Genomic DNA, 21,201 nt, shown 5'->3' on the forward strand with positions numbered 1-21,201 from the left:
GCGCCGGGCCATGCCCGGCGGACGCCACGATGTATCCCGCTGGGCATGGCCCGGCGCTACCGTGTCATCATCCCCGCATGAAGATCTATCTTGTCGGCGGCGCCGTGCGCGACCGCCTGCTGCAGCGTCCTGCCGGCGACCGTGACTGGGTCGTCGTCGGCGCCACGCCCGCGCAGATGGAAGCGCAGGGCTACACCGCCGTAGGCCGTGATTTCCCCGTGTTCCTGCACCCGAAGACCGGCGAGGAATATGCGCTGGCGCGCACCGAACGCAAATCCGGCCGCGGCTACCGCGGCTTCGTGGTCGATGCCGATCCGGCGGTGACGCTGGAAGAAGACCTGCAGCGCCGCGACTTCACCATCAACGCCATCGCCTGCGATGAAGACAGCGGCGCGCTGGTCGACCCCTATGGCGGCGCGCGTGACATCGAGCAGCGCGTGCTGCGCCATGTCGGTCCCGCCTTCGTAGAAGACCCGCTGCGCGTGCTGCGTGCGGCGCGCTTCATGGCCCGCTTCGCCTCGCTCGGCTTCACCGTCGCGCCGGAAACCATGGAACTGATGCGCGAGATTGCCGCCAGCGGCGAGCTCGACGCACTGGTGCCGGAACGTGTGTGGCAGGAACTGCGCAAGGCACTGGTGTGCGAACGCCCGTCCGCGTTCCTGCGCACCCTGCACGACGCGCACGCGCTGGGCCCGATATTGCCGGAGCTGGAAGCGTTGTACGGCGTGCCGCAGCGCGCGGAATTCCATCCGGAAGTCGACACCGGCATCCACCAGGAAATGGTCAGCGACATGGCGGCGAAGCTGGCCCCCGGTGATGATCTGGTCGGCTTCGCCGCACTCACCCACGACCTCGGCAAGGGCCTGACCCCGCCCGAGGAATGGCCGCGCCACATCATGCACGAACAGCGCGGCATCGAGCCGCTGAAAGCACTTTGTGCGCGCCTGAAGATTCCGACCGAGCACCAGCAGCTGGCCGAGGCGGTATGCCGCGAGCATCTGAACGTGCATCGCATCGACGAACTGCGCGATGCCACCGTGCTGGAACTGCTGGGCCGCTGCGATGCGTTGCGCCGGCCGGAGCGGGTGGCGCGCATCGCGCTGTGCTGCGAGGCCGACAAGCGCGGCCGGCTCGGTTTCGAGGACAGCGACTACCCGCAGGGCGAAACGCTGAAGCGCCTGCACCGGGCGGCGCTGTCAGTGCAGGCGCGTGACCTGGATACCACGCACCTGAAGGGGCCGGCCATTGGTGAGGCGCTGGCCAAGGCGCGTGTACGGGCGATCGCTGCCGCCCGCTGAAGCATCGTGTAGTGCCGGCCGCTGGCCGGCAACCACGGTATCCGCTTTGTCAGTGCGCCATCCCACGTGTGATCGCCGCAGCACGTTCCTTCAGCTGCGCCACCGCGTCGGGGATCATCTCCATGCCCACGTCCAGGCCCGGGTTCAGCACCAGGCCGACGCCCTCGCCGATGCCCGACAGCAGCGCATGTACCGCGATGGGCATGGCATGGGCGAACTGCGGCAGCTGCTCATGCCAGATTTCCGCGCGCTCGGGCGCAGTGAACACCGCGAACATCGGCTCGCCGCCTTCGCTGGTCAGCACCAGCGGCGAAATGCTCTCGTCCCAGGCGCCATCTTCACCGATGGCCTTGTCCAGCAGCACGAACACCGGCGCGGTCAGCAGGCCGTCGAGGAACTGCGAGGCCGTGAGGGTTCCGTCCTGGGCCTGCAACAGGCGCACTTCCAGGTCGTTGGCGGGTTCGAACGGCGTTTCGTGGTCCATGGTCGGTTCCGGTACGTGATTGCTGGCTGCAACTTTAGCAGGCCCTGCACAAGGCTACGTACACCCCATCCTGCACCGGGATGGACCTCAGCGGCCGATCAGGCTTTCCGCCGGCTTGACGGTCAGACCGCCCTGCTCCATGCGGAAATGGATTGCCTCGATGGGGTCCGGCAGCTCGATCGGGTAATGCTTCGCTTCGTAGGCCTCCACCAAGGTGGCGAGAATCTCGAACCGGTCACCTTCTTCACTGTCCAGTGCGGGCTCGATTTCGAAATAGGCCTGCAGCTCGCGCAACGCGTTCTGATAATCGTCTTCTGTGCGAATAGGGCGAATGTTCATGGAATCTCCATAGTGCCAGCGCCAGTCCGATCATAGTCCGCAAGGGGTACTTCCGGTATACGGTCAGCCTCCACCGTGTCCCCTCCGCCACATCCACCCCGCCACTGCCAGCCCGGTCACCACCACCAGCATCACCGGCAGGCCGAAGCGGTGTCGCCACGGGATCGGCACCCCGCCAAGCTGCTGGTCCATGCTTTCGGTATCCAGCACCCAGCCGTGTTCGCAACCGGTGCAGGCCAGCTCGTAACGACGCTGGTAGACGAAGCCGAACAGCAGGTCGATGCGCGCCATCTTGTAGCGCAGTTGTGGGGCGAATTCGGTTTCAGCCTGGCAGCGCAGGCAGTGGTGCGCTTCGGTGGGGCCGACAATCAGCACCCGTTCCTGTTGGCCGATCAGGATCATGGATCAGCTGCCCTGGCAGGCGGGCTGGGCCAGCAGCCAGGCTTCGGCGGCGGCCACCGTGGCGGCATCGCCGACGGTGGCCTGGTCCGGCGCGATCTTCCGCCCATCGCCATCTCCATTGCGATCGCGCATGACGCTGGTGGTCAGCACCAGCGCGCTGCCGTCCACCAGCCGGCGCACCACGTTGGCAGTCGATACGCCCGCCGTGGGCTGGCCGAAACTGCGGGTCTGCGCGCGACCGCGGAACGCCAGAACGGTCGCCTCGCCGGAACTGGCGGTGCGCGGGCCGGTCAAGACTGCCACCGGTGCGCCAACAAGGCTGGGTAGATAGCCGGGCTGGCCGAAATCCAGGCGCGTCGCCTCGCCCATGCGCACGCCACTGGCGGTGGTCTGCCACCGTACCGGACCGTCGGCGGTCTCGAATGATCCCACGTCCTCGATGCCCATCGCCGAGGTGCGCAGCAGCGGCGCAACGCCCAGCAGCATCGGCCACATGTTGCCGCCGGTGTTGTCGCGCAGGTCGACGATCCAACCGCAGCGGTTGCCGTTGTCCTTGTCACCGATGATCGCCTGCCAGCGTGCAGCACGTGCCTTCATCTGTTCGCGCGCGGCCGGGCCCGGGGCGGCCGAATAGCCTTCGATCCCCATCCAGCCGATGCGCCGATCCAGTAAATCGACCGGCACAGGCGCTTCCGGCGCGGTGGCCACTGCGGCATTGGAGCGACCAAGACGCCGCGCCTCCGATTGCAGCCGCTGGGAACTGATCCAGCGGCCATGACCACCGGAGCTGCGGTCAATCGCCTCGCGTCGAACGTCACGCGTCCTGCCCGGATCGCCTTGCGCGGTCTTCAGGCGCGCGCGGATGGCTGGCCATTCCACGCGGTCACGGTACAAGGCCTCGCGCTCCAGCATATCCAGCAGTTCGGCTTGCGCCTGCGGCGTTGGCAGTTCGATGGGCTCCCCTGCCATCGCTGGCATCGCGATGAAGAAAAGCGCCCCCAGTGCAGCGACCATCGGGCGGATATCAAGGTGCATTTGACGTTCCTTCGTCATTGATGGGTACCGCAGCATACCGTCTCGGGATACGCGCAGCGTGTCGCATCAGGCACATTTGTATCGGATTGCGATTTACAACTTTGCTCATGTCATCGCGCGGGTGAAAGCACGAAGGTTGTTCTGCCACCGCGCTTTGCGTTGGCCGGGATTGGCGTCCCGAATCAAATATTCAAGCGATCAGATTGCCGTTCCAGCGGCAATCACGACAATGCACCTGCTCGCCCATGGCGGGCGGTGCGTGGGGATCCTCGCGATCCGTCGGCTTTTTCGCTTGGATTTTGACCGGCACGCCAACCCGCACCGCCCGCCACCTTGCATCCCGCAGGTGGCACAGCCCTGTGAGGTTGTTGCCATGACCACGCTCTACCCCACCTATCCACGCCTGCACACATTGCTGGGCGATGCCCTGCCCGACCTGCAGCTGCCCAACGCCACTGCCGAGGCACTGGAAGACGCGCTAACCGAAGCGGATGAAGCCGCTCCCACGCCCGCCTTTTTCAAGCGGTTGCGCGACATCACGCGCTGCCACGCCGCCGACGGCGAGCCGTGGACGGAACTGCTCATCACGCCGGCGCGGGCGCGCGATCTGGCCGGCGCCTCGCGCTGTCTGCTGGCGTTGTCGGCGCTGGGTGGTGTGTTGCTGGCCACGCAGGCCGCGCGTGAACTGGACGACGGGGAAGCGCAATGCCCGCCGCTGACGGAGGAGGGGTTGCTGCATGCGGTGCAGCTGCTGGCCGATCACGCAGGTACGTTGCTGGGTCGATCGCCGTTGTAGAAGTCGGACCGATGATTGGTTCCGCCAGATTCAATGTGTAGACAACGAATTCAACTGACAGGAAGCCACATGCATCCAGAACTGACAGATGCCCAATACAGTCAACTAAGCGAGTTTGTACAAGCGCTATCGGAGCGCAACAGCGAGATCCTTCAAGCTCGCTTCCATCTAAGCGACGTCATCATCGCCGAAGTGTACGAGCTGGCCGCTTACTACTTCGACGCTAGTGCCGTGCTTTCCATACCCCCCAAGATCAACGGGGCATGTGCCAGGCCATCAATCATGGTGTACGACACTGGGGATGGGGACCTGGCGATTGACTGCGACCTGCTTGAAAACGAAGCGCCATGCGAAGCGTATCTGCATGTCCGATTTGAGCAGGACAGGCTGGTTTATGGATACATCAAGTCATAACGGCACGGCGTTGTCTTCATCGAATCATCGTCAATGCTTTCGGAGTGTGGTTTCAATCAGAGTCGCGGGGCGGAGGCCTACCCGACTGCGGAGAGAGCTGTGTCGACCAAGGTCGACACCTACCAGGGCGGTGCATGGCGCCCGTTGGATTCGTGCCGACCTGGGTCGGCACCCACCAAAGCCGCCAACGCGGCGGGCATCACCAATCCGCACGCAGGCCGATGTTGCCTTCGATGATGCGGCGCTTGCCGTTGTCGCTGCCACCGACCTCGCGGGTGTAATCGGCCACGGCATACGCGCTGATTGTGCGGTTGAAGCGCCCGACCACGCCGACACCGGCTTCCAGTGCGCGCGAGCGCTGCGAATTGATGATCGCGTCGCTGTCGAACAGGATGCGGTCCTCGCCCGAGCGACCGTGCCAGTAATTCAACTTGAAGTACGGCTGCCAGCCGTTATCGGCCAGTTGATAGTCGCCCGCCAGGCGCAGGCCGACACGGCCGGTCCAGGCGTTGTCGTTGTCGAAGGAAATGGTGGACACCAGATCGCGCTGGTCATCCAGCGAACTGCGCTGCCAGATCACCTGCAGTTGCGGCTCCAGCCACCACGATGACTGCCCGAACTGTAGCAGTGGCTTGCCCGCTTCCAGCGACAGCGTGGTGCCGTCGCCCTTGAGGTCGATGCCCAGCCCGCGCGACGAACGCGTGCGGCCGTCGTAGCGGCTCTGCATCGCCACCGCGTCGATGTAGCCGCCACTGCTGTCAGTCAACGTCCAGTACAGGCCCACGTGCTTGTCGTCCAACCGGCTCTGACCGACCAGCACGTTGTCCCAGCCAATGGCCAGGCCGGTGATCCTGCCATCGGCGCGGGTGCGGCCGACGAACACGCCGATCTGGTTGCGGTGGCTGTCGGCGGCAGCGGCCCATACATCCAGGCCCGCCTGCACGCCCATCACGTCGCCATCGAAGCCGGGCCGTGCATCGCCCTTCCAGTGGATCTCGCTGCTCTGCCCCACCAGCCGTCCCCATGCGGTGCGGAAGGCGCCCTGGTTGTACAGCAGGCGATGTTCGCCCTGGCGCTCGTGGAAGGTCCCCAGGCTGGCCAGCGAGGTCTCGCGCAACAGCGGGGGCACCACGGCGTAGGCCGCGGTCTCCAGGCGGTACAGCGGCACCAGACCATTCTCGTCCGGTGCGGCGGGTCTTGCCCCCGCAGTGGGCGGCGGCGAACCGGTACCGGGCAGGCTGCCACCAGCCACCGGCACGTCCGGCACCGGTGGATCGCTGGGCGGTGCTACGGGCGGCGGTTCCGGCGGCGGCGGCGGTGGCGCGGTCTCACCGGCGGTCAGGTTCGGATCGATGGCACCTTCCGGTGGCGGTGGCGGGGCCGGGGAAATCGGCGGCGGCGGTGCGACCGGCGGTGTCGGCGGCGGCGGTGGAGCCACTTCGCCGCCGCCGTTGGGCGCGGGTGCCGGCCCGGCCGCAACCGTCGAACGCAGGTACCAGTTCTCGCCGGTGCCGGCGCTGACGCCGCCCTTGAACAGGAAATACTCGTAGGCGCCGGCCGAGACCGGTGCGAACAACGAGAACGCACCGGGCGCCGTAGTTGCACCGTTCAGCGCCTGCACCACCAGGATGCCGTCGACCAGCGTGGCCGCCCCGCTGCCGCCCGCGTTGAGGATGCCGATGCCGGTGCTGCCGGTGGCCGTGCCGCCGTCGATCACCAGGCGATCGCTGGTGGCATTGTCCGCCGCCAGCACGGTACGCAGGTACAGCCCGCCGCCATCGCCACGGTAGTTGCCGCGCACGGTAAATACATCGCCCGGCGCGGAGCCGGTCAGATCGATGCGCCCGGCGTTGACCACATTGACCAACGCGCTGCCGCTGAAAGGACGCACTGCATGCGTACCGCTGCCTGCATAGATCGTGCTGGTGTCATCCAAGGTGAGCGAACCAGTACCGCTGACACTGTCACCGAGCACCAGATCACCATCGAAGGTGAGCTCGGTGCTGCTGGCCAGGCTGATCGCTTCCCAGTTCTGCAAGCGCCCGACGCCAGCGGTCTTGACGTTGTTGAAGCCGAGACGGTCGGTGCCGGTGCCACCATCGAACAGCGGCACCGCACCGATGTTGCCCTGGTTGAGGTTGCTCAGCGTGGCTACGTCGTCATCGGGGCCTGCGTCGATGGCGCCGTACACGATGCCGCCGCCGTTCCAGTTGAAGGTGTCGTTGCCGGTGCTCAGCAGCACCTGGCCGCGCACGGTGCCACCGGTGATGGTGACGCTGTCGGTGCCGCCACTGACGCTGATGTTGCCGCCGATGTAGGCGTCGTTGGAGATGATGACGGTGTCCTGGTCGAAGCCGGTGACCACGTTGCCGTCGACGGTGCCGCCGGACATGTCCCACAGGTTCTTGTCCAGCTTCATGTTGACGCGGCCGATGCGGCCACCGGTCATCCACGCCTGGTCGCCATCTTCGAACGCGCCGACGATGCGGCCACCGCTCATGCGGAAGGTATCGATGTTGTCGCCCTGCTGCAGGGCACCGATGGTGCCACCGGTCATGACGAAATCATCGCGACCACTGCCCTGAATCACCAACCCGGTGATGGTGCCGCCGTTGACGGTCAGCCGGTCATCGCCATTGCCCTGGTCGAGGCTGTCGATGGTGCCGCCGCTGAGCAGCAGCACGTCGTTGCCATCGCCCTGCTGCACGCCGCCGCTGATGCTGCCGGCCAGCATCTGCAGGCGATCGTTGCCGGCACCGGACTGCACGCCGCCGGTGCCGCCGCTGATGGTGCCGCGGTTGACCACGCTGCTGTCGCCGGCACCTTTGAAGGCGATGCCCCAGCCAGCGGCTGCGCTGATCTGGCCGTCGTTGACCACGCCGCTGCCGCCCTGCAGATACAGCGCGTACCCCTGTGCCGAGGAAATGCTGCCACTGGCGGCATTGTTGACCGTCACCACCGCATCGGCATTGATGCCACCGGCGGTGCCGCTGCCGACGGTGCCGCTGGCCGCGATGCTGCCCTGGTTGTTGATGGTGCCGCCGGCCGTAGGGGCGACGTAGATGGCGTTGGCGTTGCTGGTACTCAGCTGCGCGCCGCTCTGTACGTTCACGGTAACGCTGCTGGCTCCGGCACCCAGGGTGACCGGCGTTGCATCGGGGTTGGGCGCGGCCGCACTGCAGGTGACGGTCTGCCCGGCGACGGGGGCGGATGCATCACACCCCGCCCAGACTGCCGGGGCGGCCAGTGGGAGCAGCGACGGCACCGCCAGGATCTGGACCAGGGAAACGGTCAAACGGCGCCGGCGGAACCCGGGCGGGACGACATGGGACATACGGCACTCCTGGGTCGGGGATCAGGAACTGCGGATGCTATGTACGGCGCTGCTGACGCAGTCTGCCACTGCCATGAATGATTTCGATAGGTGAAATTGCAGGCAACCGGTCACGTTTTCGATGTGAAATCGAGAAGTGCTCACGCGGCCCGCATATCGATGAATGCGTTCACCATCATTGGCCCGCCAAAGAGCATCCACGCATGGCGTGGATCTACTGCAATCCTGGCCCAGCAGATCCACGCGATGCGGGGATGACCCCGCACCCCTCCGGCACAGCAGATCCACGCCATGCGGGGATGACGCCGCAACCCCGCCAGCACAGTAGATCCACGCCATGCGTGGATGAGCCCGCAAACCCGCCAGCCCAGTAGATCCACGCCATGCGTGGATGACCCACAACCCACCAGCCCAGTAGATCCACGCCATGCGTGGATGACCCACAACCCACCAGCTCAGTAGATCCACGCCATGCGTGGATGCGCCGTTCGCTACTACCTTTGCCCGCGCTCAGATCTTCAGATAAATGCGACGTCGGTCCAGCCACCACGCCACACCCCACCACAGCGCAACGAATACCAACGCCTGCAACATCGAGGCCAGCTCCAATGCCTGTGGCATCGCCGCAGCCAGTTGCTGCCAGACCCACCCCCAGGCACCGGTCGCCAGCAGGATCACCGACATCACCGAGGCCCCCAGATAGGCAGTGATTGCATTGACGCCGAAGCGCCGGCCCAGCGCCGGCCATCCCTTGCGGTCGATCAGCACGTGACCCAGCCACAATGCCAGCGCGGCCAGGCCCCCGGTCCACAGCACGTAGCTGGGCGTCCACAGCTGCTTGTTGAGCGGCAGCACCGTCGCCAGCAGCAGGCCGAGCACGGCGGTGATCGCACCCAGCGCAGCCAATGCACCGGCGCGACCACGGCGCAGCAGGCCACCGGCCAGCAGACCCAACACGGTGCTGGCCAATGCGCCCAGACTGCTCAGCAATCCTTCGGGATCATGGCCCAGACCGGTATCGGCCTGCCATTGGTAGATCCATGGCGCGAACAAGGTGGTGTCCAGACGGCTGGCCGGGTTGGTCCACGGCGCCAGATCACCGATGCCCAGCAGCAGCGCTGCATACCCCACCAGCAACGCCACTAGCACGGCCGCCTGCACGCGCGGACGCGTATACACCGCCAGCACGCCCACCACTGCCGCACACAGCGCGATGCGCTGCAGCACGCCCCAGATGCGGAAATGGTGCGTGTGCAGTGCCCACCACACCAGCAGGTGCAGCAGCACACCGGCAACGGCGATGCGCAGTGCGCGTTCCAGCACGCCACGTGCAAGTGCCGGCCGTGCAGCTGGATCCAGCGCGCGCGGTGCGACGCTGAAGGCCATCGACACGCCCACCAGGAACAGGAAGAACGGGAACACCAGGTCTGTAGGTGTGCAGCCGTGCCATTCAGAATGGCGCAGCGGTGCGAACACCGCACTCCAGTCACCGGGGTTGTTGACCAGCAGCATCGCCGCCACGGTCATACCGCGCAAAGCGTCGATCGAGCCCAACCGGCGTGGCGGCGTGCTGCTCATCGTCAAGCCGCCTCGTACTGGCCGGCGATCCACGTACCACGCACCTGCAATGCATCGTCCAGCAGAACCAGGTCGGCCTGGTAGCCCTCGGCGATGTGACCCAGGCGATCATCGACATTGAGGAACTGCGCCGGATAGGTCGAGGCCATGCGCGCGGCTTCGGCCAGCGGTTGGCGCAGCAGCTGCACGGTGTTGCGCACGGCGGTGGCCATGTCCAGCGCGGAACCGGCCAGCGAGCCGGCGGCGTTGCGCACTACGCCATCGATGGCAGTGATGGTTTCGCCATACAGCACGTAGCTGGGATCGTCCGCACCGACCGGCGGCATCGCATCGGTCACCAGCAGCAGGCGGCCGCGCGGCTTGGCCGCCAGCGCCACACGCAGGCTGGCCGGATGCACGTGCACGCCATCGACGATGATGCCGATCCAGCTGTCGCGATCTTCCAGCGCCGCGCCGACTGCACCGGGCTCGCGCCCCTGCAGCGGCGACATCGCGTTGTACAGATGAGTGAAGCCACGCACGCCGGCATCGAGGCCGGCACGGATCTCTTCATAGGTTCCGGCGGTGTGGCCAGCGGCGACGATCACACCGCGTTCGACCAGCGCGCGGATGGTCTCCAGCGGTACGCGCTCCGGTGCCAAGGTCAGCAGGGTCACGCCGTTGTCCAGCGACGACGCCAGTTCGATCTCTTCCGCGTCCGGCACGCGGAACTTGCTGGCATCGTGCGTGCCTTTGCGTGCTGGTGCGATGTACGGGCCTTCCAGGTGGATGCCGATCACGCCCGGCACGCCCTGTGCAATGGCCTCGCGCAGCGCACCGATCGCCTCGCGCATCACACCAAGGTCATCGCTGATCAGGGTCGGCAGCATCGCGGTGGTGCCGAAGCGGCGATGCGCACGCGCAATCGTACGCAACGCCTCTACGTCGGGCGTGTTGTTGAACAGCGCGCCGCCACCGCCATTGACCTGCACATCGATGAAGCCGGGCAGCAGCCAGCCGCCCCCCAGGTCGACCTGCTCGTCGGCCGTGCCCAGCTGCGGCGCCGCGTCGGGCAGCAGCGCGCTGATGTGGCCGTCTTCGATGACCACCGCAAGATCGTCGCGGAACTCATCGCCGGCAAGCATGCGGGCATTGCGCAGGACGGTTGCCATCACACCGTCTCCGTAACCTTGTTCAGATGCGGCGGCAGATCCGGGTTGAAGCCGCGGCGCAGTGCCAGCGCGTTGATCGCGCGGTAGAAGCTCTGCACCGTCAGCAGCGGCGCACACAGCGGATGCGGTGCGGCAGCGACGGGCAGGTTGCCGCCGGCACCGGCCAGCCACACCTGGGCGCCACGTGCGGTGAATTCTTCGGCCACGGCACGGGTGCCGGCACCGGTTTCATCGGGCTGGGCAAAGGCCAGCACCGGGAAGCCGCGATCGACCAGCGCCATCGGCCCATGCTTGACCTCGGCCGAGCTGTAGGCCTCGGCGTGCAGGCTGCAGGTTTCCTTGAACTTCAGCGCGGCCTCCTGCGCTGCGCCGAGGCCCAGGCCACGACCAAGCACGAACAGGTTGTTGGCCTCCACCAGGCCCTCGGTCACTGCGCTCCAGTCGCACTGCCAGGCCTCGCGCATCGCATCGGGCAGCAGGTCCAGGGCATTGCGCAATGCGCTGTCCTGCTTCCAGTACGCCGCCAGCTGCAGCAGCGCGGACAACGAGGCGAGGTAACTCTTGGTCGCCGCCACGCTTTTTTCCACGCCGGCATGCAGCGGGATGACCGTGTCGGCAAGCTGTGCCAGCGGCGAATCCTCGACGTTGACCAGCGCCACCACGCGCGCGCCAGCAGCCTTGGCCGCCTCGGCATTGCGCAGCAGGTCCGGGCTCTTGCCGGACTGCGAGATGACGATGAACAACGCACCGCGCAGCTGCAGCGGTGCGGCGTAGACCGAACCCACCGACGGCGAGGCCGAGGCAACGACCAGGCCCAGCTGGGTTTCCAGCAGGTACTTGCCATAGGTCGCGGCATGGTCGGAGCTGCCGCGTGCGCAGGTCACCACGAACGGCGGCGGCGCAGCGCGCAGGCTGGCTGCCAGCGTTTCCATCACGGCATGGTTGCGGGCGAACTGGCGGGCAACGACCTCGGCCGCTTCGGCGGCCTCGGCGAACATCAGGGTAGCGGTGGGGGCGGACAGCGACATGGCAGGCTCAGGAAGGATCGGAAGGAAGGGGGCGGGCGGCGGCAGGACGCATCGGTGCGGTCGAGCCACGCACCACCAGCTGTGGCACGAAGCCCTGGTTGTGCAGCGGCGCCGGCGCATCGTCGTAGGCATCACTGCGCAGCTGCGCGATCAGCAGGCGCGCGGCATGGCGGGCGATGTCCTCGGTGGCCTGCTTGGCGGTGGTCAGCGGCGGCCACGACTGGCGCGAGAACGGGCTGTCCTCGAAGCCGGCGATGGACAGGTCGTAGGGCACGTTCATGCCGGCCGACTTCGCGGCGGCCAGCACGCCGGCAGCGATTTCATCGTTGGAACCGAAGATGGCGGTAGGCGGTTCGCGCAGTGCAAGCAGGCGCCGCGCGCCGCGGAAACCATCGTCGAAGGTGTAATCGCCCTGCACCACCAGATGCTTGTCCACGGTCATGCCGTAGTCCTTCAGCGCGGCCTCGTAACCGGCGTAGCGTTCGCCCGACGACCGGTGCGAGGTGCCACCCCAGAGGAAGCCGATACGCTGGTGGCCCAGCTGGATCAGGTGTTCGGTGATTTCGTAGGCGGCTTCGCGGTCGTCGACGAACACGCAGGCGCCATCGGCCGGATCTTCGGTAGCGGCGATGATCCGTACCAGCTTGATGCCCCGTGCGGTCAGCGCCTGGATCAGATCGCGACGTTCGGACATCGGTGCGGTCAGCACCAGCCCGGCCAGGCGCGAACGCTGCACCCAGTCGGCCAGTTCATCGGCCAGCAGCGGCGAACTGGAATCGCACGGATGGATCTGCAGGCCGAAGCCGGTTTCGCGGCAGGCAGCGAGCACGCCGTTCTGCACGCCGATGATGTGGTACGGGTTCGGGTTGTCGTACACCAGCCCGATCACGAAGGTGGTGCCGCTGCGCAGGTTGCGCGCGGAGGGATCGGGTTCGTAGTCGAGCTCGGCGATGGCACGCAGCACCCGCGCACGGGTGGCCTGCATCACCGAGGGCTCGTTGTTGATCACCCGCGACACCGTCTTCAGCGAGACCTTGGCCTTTTCGGCAACGTCCTTGATGGTCGCTCTGCGCATCGGCTTTTCCTGGGGTTGGCTGCCGTCCATCATCGCCGATCAGCCCTTGTCCTGCGGCAGGCCGACGCGATGGCCGACCACCGAGTAGAACAGGATGTACAGGTAGCACGGCACCATCAGCAGCAGGAACACCAGCTGGAAGTCGATGTGCTGCTTGAGCACGGCGAACAGCTGCGGAATGATCGCGCCGCCGGCGATGCCCATCACCAGCAGCGCCGAACCGGTTTCGGTGAAGCGGCCCAGGCCACGGATCGCCAGCGGGAAGATCGCCGGCCACATCATCGCGTTGGCAAAGCCCAGCAGTGCCACAAAGGCAACCGACACATAGCCATGGGTGAAGAAGGCGCCCAGGCAGAACACCACGCCCAGTACTGCGGAAATGGTCAGGTAGCGCGACTGCGAGACCACCTTCGGGATCAGCAGCAGGCCGACCACGTAGCCCACCAGCATCGCGCCCAAGGTGAGCGAGGTGAACATCTTGGTCTGGTCCAGCGGCAGGTCGAAGCCATGACCGTAGGTACCGATGGCATCACCGGCCATCACTTCCACGCCGACGTAGACGAACAGGCACAGCACGCCCAGCCACAGGTGCGGGAACTGGAAGATGCTGCTGCGCTCGGCCTTGCCCGGTGCGCCGGCCGGGGTGGCATTGGCCTCGGAGGCCTTGATTTCAGGCAGCGGCGAGAACAATACCGCGACCGCCAGCACCACCAGCAAGCCGGCCATGGCCAGGTACGGCGCGTGGATCTTGGCGGCGAATTCGTTCAGCAGCTGCGCCTTGGTCGCTTCGTCGGCAGCGGCCACCGTGGCCGACAGATCGCCGATGCCGTGCAGCACCACCGTGCCGATCAGCACCGGCGCCAGCATGCCGGCGATCTTGTTGCAGATGCCCATCATCGCGATGCGCCGTGCGGCGGTTTCAATCGGGCCGAGGATGGAGATGTACGGGTTGATCGCGGTCTGCAGCAAGGCGAGTCCACTGCCGATCACGAACAGGCCGCCGAGTGCACCGGGATACCAGCGCTGGGTGGCGAATTCACCGAACAACGCCGCGCCGCCGGCCATCACCAGCAGGCTCAGGCTGAGGCCCTTCTTCATACCGGTGCGGCGCAGGATCCATGAGGCCGGCAGGGCCAGGAAGAAGTAGGACAGGTAGAACACCATCAGCACCAGGAAGGCGCCGACCTCGCTGAGCTCGAAGGCGAGTTTGACGAAGGTGATCAAGGGGCCGTTGAGCCAGGTGAAGAAGCCGATCAGGAAAAACAGTACGCCGACGATGGCGATGGACGAGGCCACGTTCGGGCGTGCGCTTGCAGCGGGGACGGCTGACATCAGGAAGGCTCCTGCGGCGACGGCCGCAGAACACGGCGTCGGAGAGTGGCTGGGAACAACGTTGTCACATTCTTTCGGTGGACGACGACCGTTTGTCAACTTCCATGCACGGGCCACCACACCGGATGCTGCACTGCGCAAGCCCGCTGCACGGCCATCCGCTGAATGCGCTTCGCCCTTGAAGCCCCTTGCTGCAACGGTTCCGCCATGGATGCCGCACTCACGCCATGTAAACGTTTACGGCGATCTGCATTCGCTGCGGCGCAGCAACGAAAGTGTCACGAACTCGTTGACATCGTTGTCAACGCGGTTACAGACTCCGCCCCAATCGCCGGCTTCATCGTTGCCCTTCCCGGGGCCGGCCCCACCTGCAGCAGGAGCCCGCGTGACCGCCAGCCATCCCGCCCCGGCCCATGTCCTGTCCCGCGTCGCGCCCTCGTTCCTGGCCGCCGACGTTGGCGGCACCCATGTGCGTGTCGCCCGGGTCCAGGCCAGCGGCGACGATGCCCATCCGGTGCAGGTGCTCGATTACCGCAAGTACCGCAACGCCGACCATGCCGGGCTCAGCGCGATCCTCGCCGACTTCCTGGCCGAAGGCCCGCGCCCGTCGCACTGCGTGGTCGCCACCGCCGGCTATGCCCGCGAAGACGGCACGGTGATCACCGCCAACGTGCCATGGCCGTTGTCGGCGCGGCAGATCGAGGCCGACGTCGGCCTGCAGCGGGTGCACATCGTCAATGACTTCGAAGCCGTGGCCTATGCCGCCGCGCAGGTCGATGCCAGTGGCGTGCTGCACCTGTGTGGCCCGGACAGTGCACCGCGCGGCCCGACCCTGGTGGTCGGCCCCGGCACCGGCCTGGGCGCAGCGTTGTGGATTCCCACGGCCAACGGCCCGGTGGTCCTGGCCACCGAAGCCGGGCAGCCGACCCTGGCCGCCAGCACCGAACTGGAAATGGCGATCGTCCGCCACATGCAGCGCGACCGCGCGCATGTATCGATCGAACATGCGATCTCCGGCCCCGGCCTGATGAACCTGTACCGCGCGATCTGCGCACTGCAGGACCAGGCACCGGCGCTGGCCAGCCCCGATGCGGTCACCGCTGCGGCAATGGCCGGTAGCGATCCGCTGGCTCGGCAGGCGCTGGATGTGTTCTGCGGCCTGCTCGGCAGCACCATCGGCGACATGGCCCTGTTCTATGGCGCCCACGGCGGGGTCTACCTGGCCGGTGGAATCCTGCCGCAGATCCGCGAGTACCTGCGTACCAGCACCTTCGTCGAACGCTACCTGCAGAAGGGGCCGATGGGCGAGGCGCTGGCACGCATCCCGGTGAAGGTCGTCGAACACGGACAGCTGGGCGTGATCGGCGCTGCCAGCTGGTACCTGCTCCACGCCGACGCCTGAACCTGCAAACGGCTTCAACGCAATCGCAGCACGCAGTACGTGGCACGCCAATGCCCGGGACATCGCCGCCGCCCCGCGCACGTCATCGCAACCGCAATCCCATATCGCCGCCGGCATCCAATCGAGTGATGAGGAGAGACATCATGAATACCCGCAAGACCTTGCTTTCGGCCGCCATCGTCAGCTGCATCGCCTTCAGTGCGCACGCGCAGCAGGCCGCCCCGACCGCCACCGATCTGGACACCGTCACCGTTACCGGTATCCGCGGTTCGATGGAAAAGTCGCTGGACACCAAGCGCGAAGCCAATGCGCGCGTGGAAGTGGTCACCGCCGAAGACGTGGGCAAGCTGCCGGCGCACAACGTTGCCGACACCCTGCAGCGCCTGCCGGGCGTCAACATCAGCTCGTCCAGCGCCGATGAAGGCGGCTTCGACGAAGCCGACCGTGTCAGCCTGCGCGGCACCAGCCCCAGCCTCACCCAGACCCTGATCAACGGCCACACCGTCGGTTCGGCCGACTGGTTCGTGCTCAGCCAGGGCAACAACGTCGGCCGCAGCGTCAGCTACTCGCTGCTGCCGTCGGAACTGGTGAGCTCGGTGGAAGTGAACAAGTCCTCGCAGGCCAAGCTGCAGGACGGTGGCACCACCGGTACCGTCAACATCATCACCCGCAAGCCGCTGGAGTTCTCCAAGCAGTTCACCGCTGAAGGCTCGATCGGCATGGTGCGTTCGGACCAGGCCAAGTCGAACGACCCGCAGTACTCGGCGCTGTTCAACTACAAGAACGACGAAGGCACCTTCGGCGTGATGGTGCAGGGCTTCAGCCAGAAGCGCGAACTGCGCCGTGAAGCGCAGGAAATTCCGGGTGGCTTCTTCAAGATCGGCGCCGACGATCCCGTCGCCAAGACCAACCCGGACCTGATCGGCGTCAACGTTCCCGGCCTGCTGGGTTCGACCCTGTTCGAACAGACCCGTGAGCGCAAGGGTGGCCTGGTCTCGCTGCAGTTCAAGCCGACCGATACCCTTACCCTGGGCCTGAACGGTTTCAGCTCCAAGCTGGAAGCCAACAACTACAACCGCAACTTCATGATGTTCGGCAACAGCTTCGCCAAGTCGCAGGCGCCGAATCCGGGCTATGTGGTCAAGGACGGCGTGCTGACCAACGCCACCTACGCGGGCGTGCCGGGCACCAATTACGCGGTGTACGACATGATCTACCGCGAGTCGACGGCCAAGTCGAGCTACGTCACCTTCGATGCCGACTGGCAGATCAGCGACAGCCTGACCGCCAAGTTCCAGGCCGGCAGCACCAAGGGCACCGGTGAGACCCCGCGCCAGTACATCGCCGAGGTCACCGTGGGCAGCGGCGGTGGCGCCAGCTGGGCTACCCATGGCGCCGGCTCGCCGATCGATTGGAACGTCGGCGGCGACCTCTCGCCCAACGGCGTCACCAGCTTCGGCACCTGGGGCAACCAGCAGGTCACCGCCGAAGACAAGGAGAAGTGGGCCACGCTCGACTTCAACCAGTACTTCAACGATGGCGGCGTGCTGAGCTCCATCGACTTCGGCCTGCGCTTTGCCGACCACAAGCGCGAAGCGCTGTCGCCGGAGGGTGCAACCCCGGGTGACATCTGGAGCGCGCTGAAGAACGGTGCCACCTCCAACTATCCGAACGGATTCGCTGGCGATATCGGCGGCAACTTCCCGCGCAACATCTGGTACTTCACCCCGGGTGCGCTGAAGGACGCGGTGACCAACAACTCCACCTGGCTTGCCGGCAACGACGGCCCCACCGGCCGCCACAACTACGGTGCCGAGTGGCAGGTGAAGGAAAAGAACTTCGCCGGTTACGTGCAGGCCAACTTCCGCGGTGACTGGTGGAGCGGCAACGTCGGCCTGCGCTACGTCAACATCAAGCAGGACATCAACACCTACAACGCCGTAAGCAAGGCCGCCGACGCAGATGTCAGCAGCCTGTTCGGCATGTGGGAGAGCGTGGCCTTCCAGAACAAGCGCAACCGCGTGCTGCCCAGCGCCAACATCAAGTTCGACCTGGACGACAAGCTGGTGCTGCGCGTAGCCGCTTCGCAGACCCAGACCCTGCCGGACTACTCGGCGCTGGGCGCATCGTCGTACGGTTCGGACCTGAACCGGACCGGCGGCGGCGGCAACCCGAACCTCAAGCCGACCCTGTCCACCAACCTGGATGCCAACCTGGAGTGGTACTTCATGCCGCGCGGCCTGCTGTCGATCGGCGCCTACCACATGGACCTGAAGGACTACATCGCCTTCGACGTGGTCTCGCGCCAGCTGTACAGCGAACTGACCAACCAGCTTGAGACCTACCAGATCTCCACCCCGATCAATGCCGACGGCAAGGTCACCGGCGTGGAAGTGGCCTACGAGCAGCCGATCGGCGAGTACTTCGGCGTCAATGCCAACTACACCTACGCCAACGGCACGACCGCGCACACCTGGTCGGACGGCTCGCACAACCTGCTGGGCACCTCGAAGAACACCTACAACGTGGGCGCATACTTCGAGAACGAGCGTTTCGGCGCGCGGGTCAGCTACACCCACCGTTCCTCGTTCCTGATCAGCCTGTCGGGCACCAACCCGTACTACCAGGATGACTTCGGCACGCTGTCGGCGTCGCTGAGCTTCAAGGCCACCGACTGGCTGAGCATCAGCCTGGATGGCCTGAACCTCAACAACCCGACCTACAAGTACTACCAGACCGCGGCCATTCCGACCTCGTTCTACAGCAACGGTCGCCAGTACTACCTGAACTTCCGCTTCAAGTACTGATCCAGCGGCAGTTTCATCGCCGAGTCGTGCACGCACGCCGGGCCTGGGTCATTCCGGGCCCGGCGTTTTTCATGTATAGCGAACATCGCACCCGATCCAAGGAGTCCTTCCGATGACGAAGCCCACCCGCGCCAGGATGCGCAGCCTCCTGTTGCTGGGCAGCCTGCTGGCCGCCCTGCCCGTGCTGCCGGCACTGGCCGCCGATGCCCCGGCACTCGATACCGGCCCCGGCCCGCAGCTGCGCGCCGGCAGCCTGATGTTGATTCCCGCACCGGCCAACGTGCAGCGCGGCAACGGCGCGGGCATCACCGTCGGCGCGGGCACCGTGCTGCAGGCCGATGGCGAAGCCGCACAGCGCGTCGCTGCACAGTTCGCCGACCTGCTGGCGCGCAGTGGTGGGCCGCGCCTGGCGGTGGCCAACGGCAAGGCCGCGGCCAAGGCGGGCAACATCCGCTTCCAGATCGTGCCGACCTTCCGCGACAGCGGCGAGGGCTACACGCTGGAAAGCACCGCGCAGGGCGTGCTGGTGCAGGCCGGCAACGAGACCGGCTTGTTCTACGGCGCCACCACCCTGGCCCAGCTCGCCACCGGCGGCAGCAACGGCGTGCTGCCGGCCGTGCAGATCCAGGATGCGCCGCGTTTCAGCTGGCGCGGCTTCATGCTCGACTCGGCGCGGCACTTCCAGAGCCTGGACGAGATCAAGCGCGTGCTCGATGCGATGGCCGCGCACAAGCTCAACACCTTCCATTGGCACCTGACCGACGATCAGGGCTGGCGCATGGAGATCAAGCGCTACCCGAAGCTGACCGGCGTCGGCAGCTGCCGCCTGCCGGCCGGTGACGGCGGCATCGATCCGGTCAGCGGCAAGGAGCATCCGTACTGCGGCTTCTACACGCAGGATCAGATCCGCGAAGTGATAGCCTACGCCGCCAAGCTGCACATCCAGGTGATTCCGGAGATCGATGTCCCCGGCCACGCCACGGCGGCGATCGCCGCTTATCCGGAACTGGGCACGATCAATACGCCACTGAAGCCGTTGAGCGAATGGGGCGTGTTCCCGAACCTGTTCAACGTCGAGGACGGCACCGTCACCTTCCTGGAAAACGTGCTGGAAGAAGTCATCGCCCTGTTCCCGGCCAGGTACGTGCACGTGGGTGGCGACGAGGCAGTGAAGGACCAGTGGGAGGTGTCAAAACAGGTGCAGCAGCGCATGCGCGCGCTCGGCATCAAGGATGAGATGGCCATGCAGAGCCACATCATCAAGCGCCTGGAAACCTTCCTGGAACAACACGACCGTCGCCTGATCGGCTGGGACGAAATCCTTGAAGGTGGCCTGCCGCCGCAGGCCACGGTGATGTCCTGGCGCGGTACCGAGGGCGGGTTGGCCGCGGCCAGCGCGGGCCACGATGTGGTGATGTCGCCGGTCAGCCACCTGTACCTGGACTACCTGCAGACCGCATCGCCGAACGAGCCGCCGGGCCGGCCGACGCAGGTGAACCTGGCCAAGCTCTACAACTACGAACCGGTGCCGGCGGAACTGGCCGCCGACAAGCGCGGTCACATCCTCGGCCTGCAGGCGAACATGTTCACCGAGCACACGCGCACCTATGCACGTCTGCAGCACAACCTGTTCCCGCGACTGGCCGCCGTGGCCGAGACTGGCTGGAGCACGCCGGAGCATCGTGATTTCCGCGACTTCCTGGCCCGCCTGCCCTCGCAGCTGCAGCGCTATCGGGCCTGGGGCCTGGCGTATGCGCAGACGCCGTTCGAAGTAGGCGTGGCCTACACCGATGACCGCGCGGCGAACACGGTGACCGTGTCGCTGGCCAACCCGCTGGGCTATGAAGTGCGCTACAGCAGCGACGGAAAGCCGGTGACCGCGCAGTCGCCGCTGTACCAGCAGCCGCTGACGTCCACGCTGCCGGCGACGGTGCAGGCCGCTGCGTTCTACCAGGGCCAGCCACTGGCCGCGAAGCCGACGGTGGCGTCGTACACCGCGCAGTCGCTGCTGTCGCGGCACAGCGAAGAGCTGCGCAGCTGCGTGGGCGAGAAGGGCCTGGTACTGCGCCTGGAAGACGATGGCCCACGCGAAGGTGCGCGTGCGGTGTTCACCGTCGACATCTTCCAGCCGTGCTGGCGCTGGCCGCAGGCACAGCTCGATGGCATCGGCAGCGTGGAAGTGCGTGCGGGCCGCATTCCGTACTACTTCCAGCTGGCCCACGACGAGCCGAAGCGCCGCTTCGAAAAGGCCCGGAGCGCACACGGCGAAATGCTGATCCGTCGCGGTGACTGCACCGGCAAGGTGCTGGCGCAGGTGCCGCTGCCGGCGCAGACCGATGCCGACGGCTTCGTGACCCTGCGCGCGGATTTGCCGAAGGGCACCTCGGGTACGGGCGATCTGTGCATCAACTTCACCGGCGACACGCGCCCGGCGATGTGGGTGCTGGATGAGATGACGCTCCGGTAGCTGCCAACCTTGGTTGGCGCCGTGGAGATTCATCCACGCATGGCGTGGATCTACTGGTCGACGCCAACCTTGGTTGGCGATGGGGAGATTCATCCACGCATGGCGTGGATCTACTGGTGGATGCCAACCTTGGTTGGCGCCGGGAAGATTCATCCACGCATGGCGTGGATCTACTGTAGAGCCGAGCCCATGCTCGGCTGCTTTTCAATCGGCAAGCCGAGCATGGGCTCGGCTCTACAGGAACGTTACCCCCGCCAGC

General features: G+C 66.2%; 17 protein-coding genes. 7 read left to right on the forward strand and 10 right to left on the reverse strand.

Annotation, left to right across the window (positions count from 1 at the left end):
* Nucleotides 1-77: 77 nt before the first annotated feature.
* Nucleotides 78-1,298: a multifunctional CCA addition/repair protein gene (locus ACFX4F_RS07210; protein WP_099820941.1), complete on the forward strand. Its 1,221-nt coding sequence runs from the start codon at nt 78-80 to the stop codon at nt 1,296-1,298.
* 49 nt (nt 1,299-1,347) lie between these two features.
* On the opposite strand, the gene ACFX4F_RS07215 is transcribed toward ACFX4F_RS07210, so the two are convergent.
* From ACFX4F_RS07215 to ACFX4F_RS07230, 4 genes are all read right to left on the reverse strand, one after another.
* Complete coding sequence (locus ACFX4F_RS07215; protein WP_049467432.1) at nt 1,348-1,782, reverse strand: SseB family protein; 435 nt, start codon at nt 1,780-1,782, stop codon at nt 1,348-1,350.
* Nucleotides 1,783-1,869: 87 nt separating this feature from the next.
* The gene (locus ACFX4F_RS07220; RefSeq protein WP_380653622.1) at nt 1,870-2,121 is read right to left on the reverse strand and encodes a type II toxin-antitoxin system HigA family antitoxin; all 252 of its coding nucleotides are present in this window, start codon (nt 2,119-2,121) and stop codon (nt 1,870-1,872) included.
* 63 nt (nt 2,122-2,184) lie between these two features.
* Nucleotides 2,185-2,523: a hypothetical protein gene (locus ACFX4F_RS07225; protein WP_380653625.1), complete on the reverse strand. Its 339-nt coding sequence runs from the start codon at nt 2,521-2,523 to the stop codon at nt 2,185-2,187.
* A 3-nt stretch (nt 2,524-2,526) separates the two neighbouring features.
* A complete protein-coding gene (locus ACFX4F_RS07230; RefSeq protein ID WP_380653628.1) occupies nt 2,527-3,558 on the reverse strand; it encodes a S41 family peptidase in 1,032 nt (343 codons plus the stop codon).
* Between the two features lie 58 nt (nt 3,559-3,616).
* On the opposite strand from ACFX4F_RS07230, the gene ACFX4F_RS07235 reads away from it, so the two are divergent.
* The gene (locus ACFX4F_RS07235) at nt 3,617-4,354 is read left to right on the forward strand and encodes a hypothetical protein (protein ID WP_380653631.1); all 738 of its coding nucleotides are present in this window, start codon (nt 3,617-3,619) and stop codon (nt 4,352-4,354) included.
* A 69-nt stretch (nt 4,355-4,423) separates the two neighbouring features.
* Entirely contained in the window at nt 4,424-4,768 is a 345-nt protein-coding gene (locus ACFX4F_RS07240) for a hypothetical protein (protein ID WP_380653634.1), read from the forward strand.
* 199 nt (nt 4,769-4,967) lie between these two features.
* Here ACFX4F_RS07240 and ACFX4F_RS07245 read toward each other — a convergent pair whose 3' ends face one another.
* The 6 genes from ACFX4F_RS07245 to ACFX4F_RS07270 form a co-directional block, all read right to left on the reverse strand.
* Nucleotides 4,968-8,102, reverse strand: coding sequence for an autotransporter domain-containing protein (locus ACFX4F_RS07245; RefSeq protein WP_380653637.1), 3,135 nt, complete (start codon nt 8,100-8,102; stop codon nt 4,968-4,970).
* Between the two features lie 510 nt (nt 8,103-8,612).
* Entirely contained in the window at nt 8,613-9,680 is a 1,068-nt protein-coding gene (locus ACFX4F_RS07250) for an acyltransferase family protein (protein WP_380653640.1), read from the reverse strand.
* 2 nt (nt 9,681-9,682) lie between these two features.
* The gene (nagA, locus tag ACFX4F_RS07255) at nt 9,683-10,831 is read right to left on the reverse strand and encodes an N-acetylglucosamine-6-phosphate deacetylase (protein ID WP_380653643.1); all 1,149 of its coding nucleotides are present in this window, start codon (nt 10,829-10,831) and stop codon (nt 9,683-9,685) included.
* Nucleotides 10,831-11,859 carry an SIS domain-containing protein gene (locus ACFX4F_RS07260; RefSeq protein ID WP_380653646.1) on the reverse strand — a complete coding sequence of 343 codons (1,029 nt, stop codon included), beginning with the start codon at nt 11,857-11,859 and terminating at the stop codon, nt 10,831-10,833. Before ACFX4F_RS07260 ends, nagA begins: the two co-directional genes overlap by 1 nt.
* Before the next feature lie 7 nt (nt 11,860-11,866).
* The gene (locus ACFX4F_RS07265) at nt 11,867-12,934 is read right to left on the reverse strand and encodes a LacI family DNA-binding transcriptional regulator (protein WP_099821016.1); all 1,068 of its coding nucleotides are present in this window, start codon (nt 12,932-12,934) and stop codon (nt 11,867-11,869) included.
* 39 nt (nt 12,935-12,973) lie between these two features.
* Nucleotides 12,974-14,266 (reverse strand): sugar MFS transporter, encoded by a 1,293-nt coding sequence (locus tag ACFX4F_RS07270; RefSeq protein WP_099820931.1) that lies wholly within the window; start codon nt 14,264-14,266, stop codon nt 12,974-12,976.
* 385 nt (nt 14,267-14,651) lie between these two features.
* Between ACFX4F_RS07270 and ACFX4F_RS07275 the strand changes: the two genes are divergently transcribed.
* From ACFX4F_RS07275 to ACFX4F_RS07290, 4 genes are all read left to right on the forward strand, one after another.
* The gene (locus tag ACFX4F_RS07275) at nt 14,652-15,668 is read left to right on the forward strand and encodes a glucokinase family protein (protein ID WP_099820930.1); all 1,017 of its coding nucleotides are present in this window, start codon (nt 14,652-14,654) and stop codon (nt 15,666-15,668) included.
* A 143-nt stretch (nt 15,669-15,811) separates the two neighbouring features.
* Complete coding sequence (locus ACFX4F_RS07280) at nt 15,812-18,475, forward strand: TonB-dependent receptor (protein ID WP_099820929.1); 2,664 nt, start codon at nt 15,812-15,814, stop codon at nt 18,473-18,475.
* 112 nt (nt 18,476-18,587) lie between these two features.
* Nucleotides 18,588-20,942, forward strand: coding sequence for a beta-N-acetylhexosaminidase (locus ACFX4F_RS07285; protein ID WP_380653652.1), 2,355 nt, complete (start codon nt 18,588-18,590; stop codon nt 20,940-20,942).
* A 39-nt stretch (nt 20,943-20,981) separates the two neighbouring features.
* On the forward strand, nt 20,982-21,201 hold a 220-nt coding region (locus ACFX4F_RS07290; protein ID WP_380653655.1), incomplete at its 3' end, for a hypothetical protein.

The organism is Stenotrophomonas sp. YIM B13575 (assembly GCF_042787595.1).
Classification (GTDB): Bacteria; Pseudomonadota; Gammaproteobacteria; order Xanthomonadales; family Xanthomonadaceae; genus Stenotrophomonas; species Stenotrophomonas lactitubi_B.

What these genes read in the sequence shown, in the direction of transcription:
- ACFX4F_RS07210 (WP_099820941.1), top strand. Translation starts at nt 78, where the DNA reads ATGAAGATCTATCTTGTCGGCGGCGCCGTGCGCGACCGCCTGCTGCAG.
- ACFX4F_RS07215 (WP_049467432.1), bottom strand. Translation starts at nt 1,782, where the DNA reads ATGGACCACGAAACGCCGTTCGAACCCGCCAACGACCTGGAAGTGCGC.
- ACFX4F_RS07220 (WP_380653622.1), bottom strand. Translation starts at nt 2,121, where the DNA reads ATGAACATTCGCCCTATTCGCACAGAAGACGATTATCAGAACGCGTTG.
- ACFX4F_RS07225 (WP_380653625.1), bottom strand. Translation starts at nt 2,523, where the DNA reads ATGATCCTGATCGGCCAACAGGAACGGGTGCTGATTGTCGGCCCCACC.
- ACFX4F_RS07230 (WP_380653628.1), bottom strand. Translation starts at nt 3,558, where the DNA reads ATGCACCTTGATATCCGCCCGATGGTCGCTGCACTGGGGGCGCTTTTC.
- ACFX4F_RS07240 (WP_380653634.1), top strand. Translation starts at nt 4,424, where the DNA reads ATGCATCCAGAACTGACAGATGCCCAATACAGTCAACTAAGCGAGTTT.
- ACFX4F_RS07245 (WP_380653637.1), bottom strand. Translation starts at nt 8,102, where the DNA reads ATGTCCCATGTCGTCCCGCCCGGGTTCCGCCGGCGCCGTTTGACCGTT.
- ACFX4F_RS07250 (WP_380653640.1), bottom strand. Translation starts at nt 9,680, where the DNA reads ATGAGCAGCACGCCGCCACGCCGGTTGGGCTCGATCGACGCTTTGCGC.
- nagA (WP_380653643.1), bottom strand. Translation starts at nt 10,831, where the DNA reads ATGGCAACCGTCCTGCGCAATGCCCGCATGCTTGCCGGCGATGAGTTC.
- ACFX4F_RS07260 (WP_380653646.1), bottom strand. Translation starts at nt 11,859, where the DNA reads ATGTCGCTGTCCGCCCCCACCGCTACCCTGATGTTCGCCGAGGCCGCC.
- ACFX4F_RS07265 (WP_099821016.1), bottom strand. Translation starts at nt 12,934, where the DNA reads ATGCGCAGAGCGACCATCAAGGACGTTGCCGAAAAGGCCAAGGTCTCG.
- ACFX4F_RS07270 (WP_099820931.1), bottom strand. Translation starts at nt 14,266, where the DNA reads ATGTCAGCCGTCCCCGCTGCAAGCGCACGCCCGAACGTGGCCTCGTCC.
- ACFX4F_RS07280 (WP_099820929.1), top strand. Translation starts at nt 15,812, where the DNA reads ATGAATACCCGCAAGACCTTGCTTTCGGCCGCCATCGTCAGCTGCATC.
- ACFX4F_RS07285 (WP_380653652.1), top strand. Translation starts at nt 18,588, where the DNA reads ATGACGAAGCCCACCCGCGCCAGGATGCGCAGCCTCCTGTTGCTGGGC.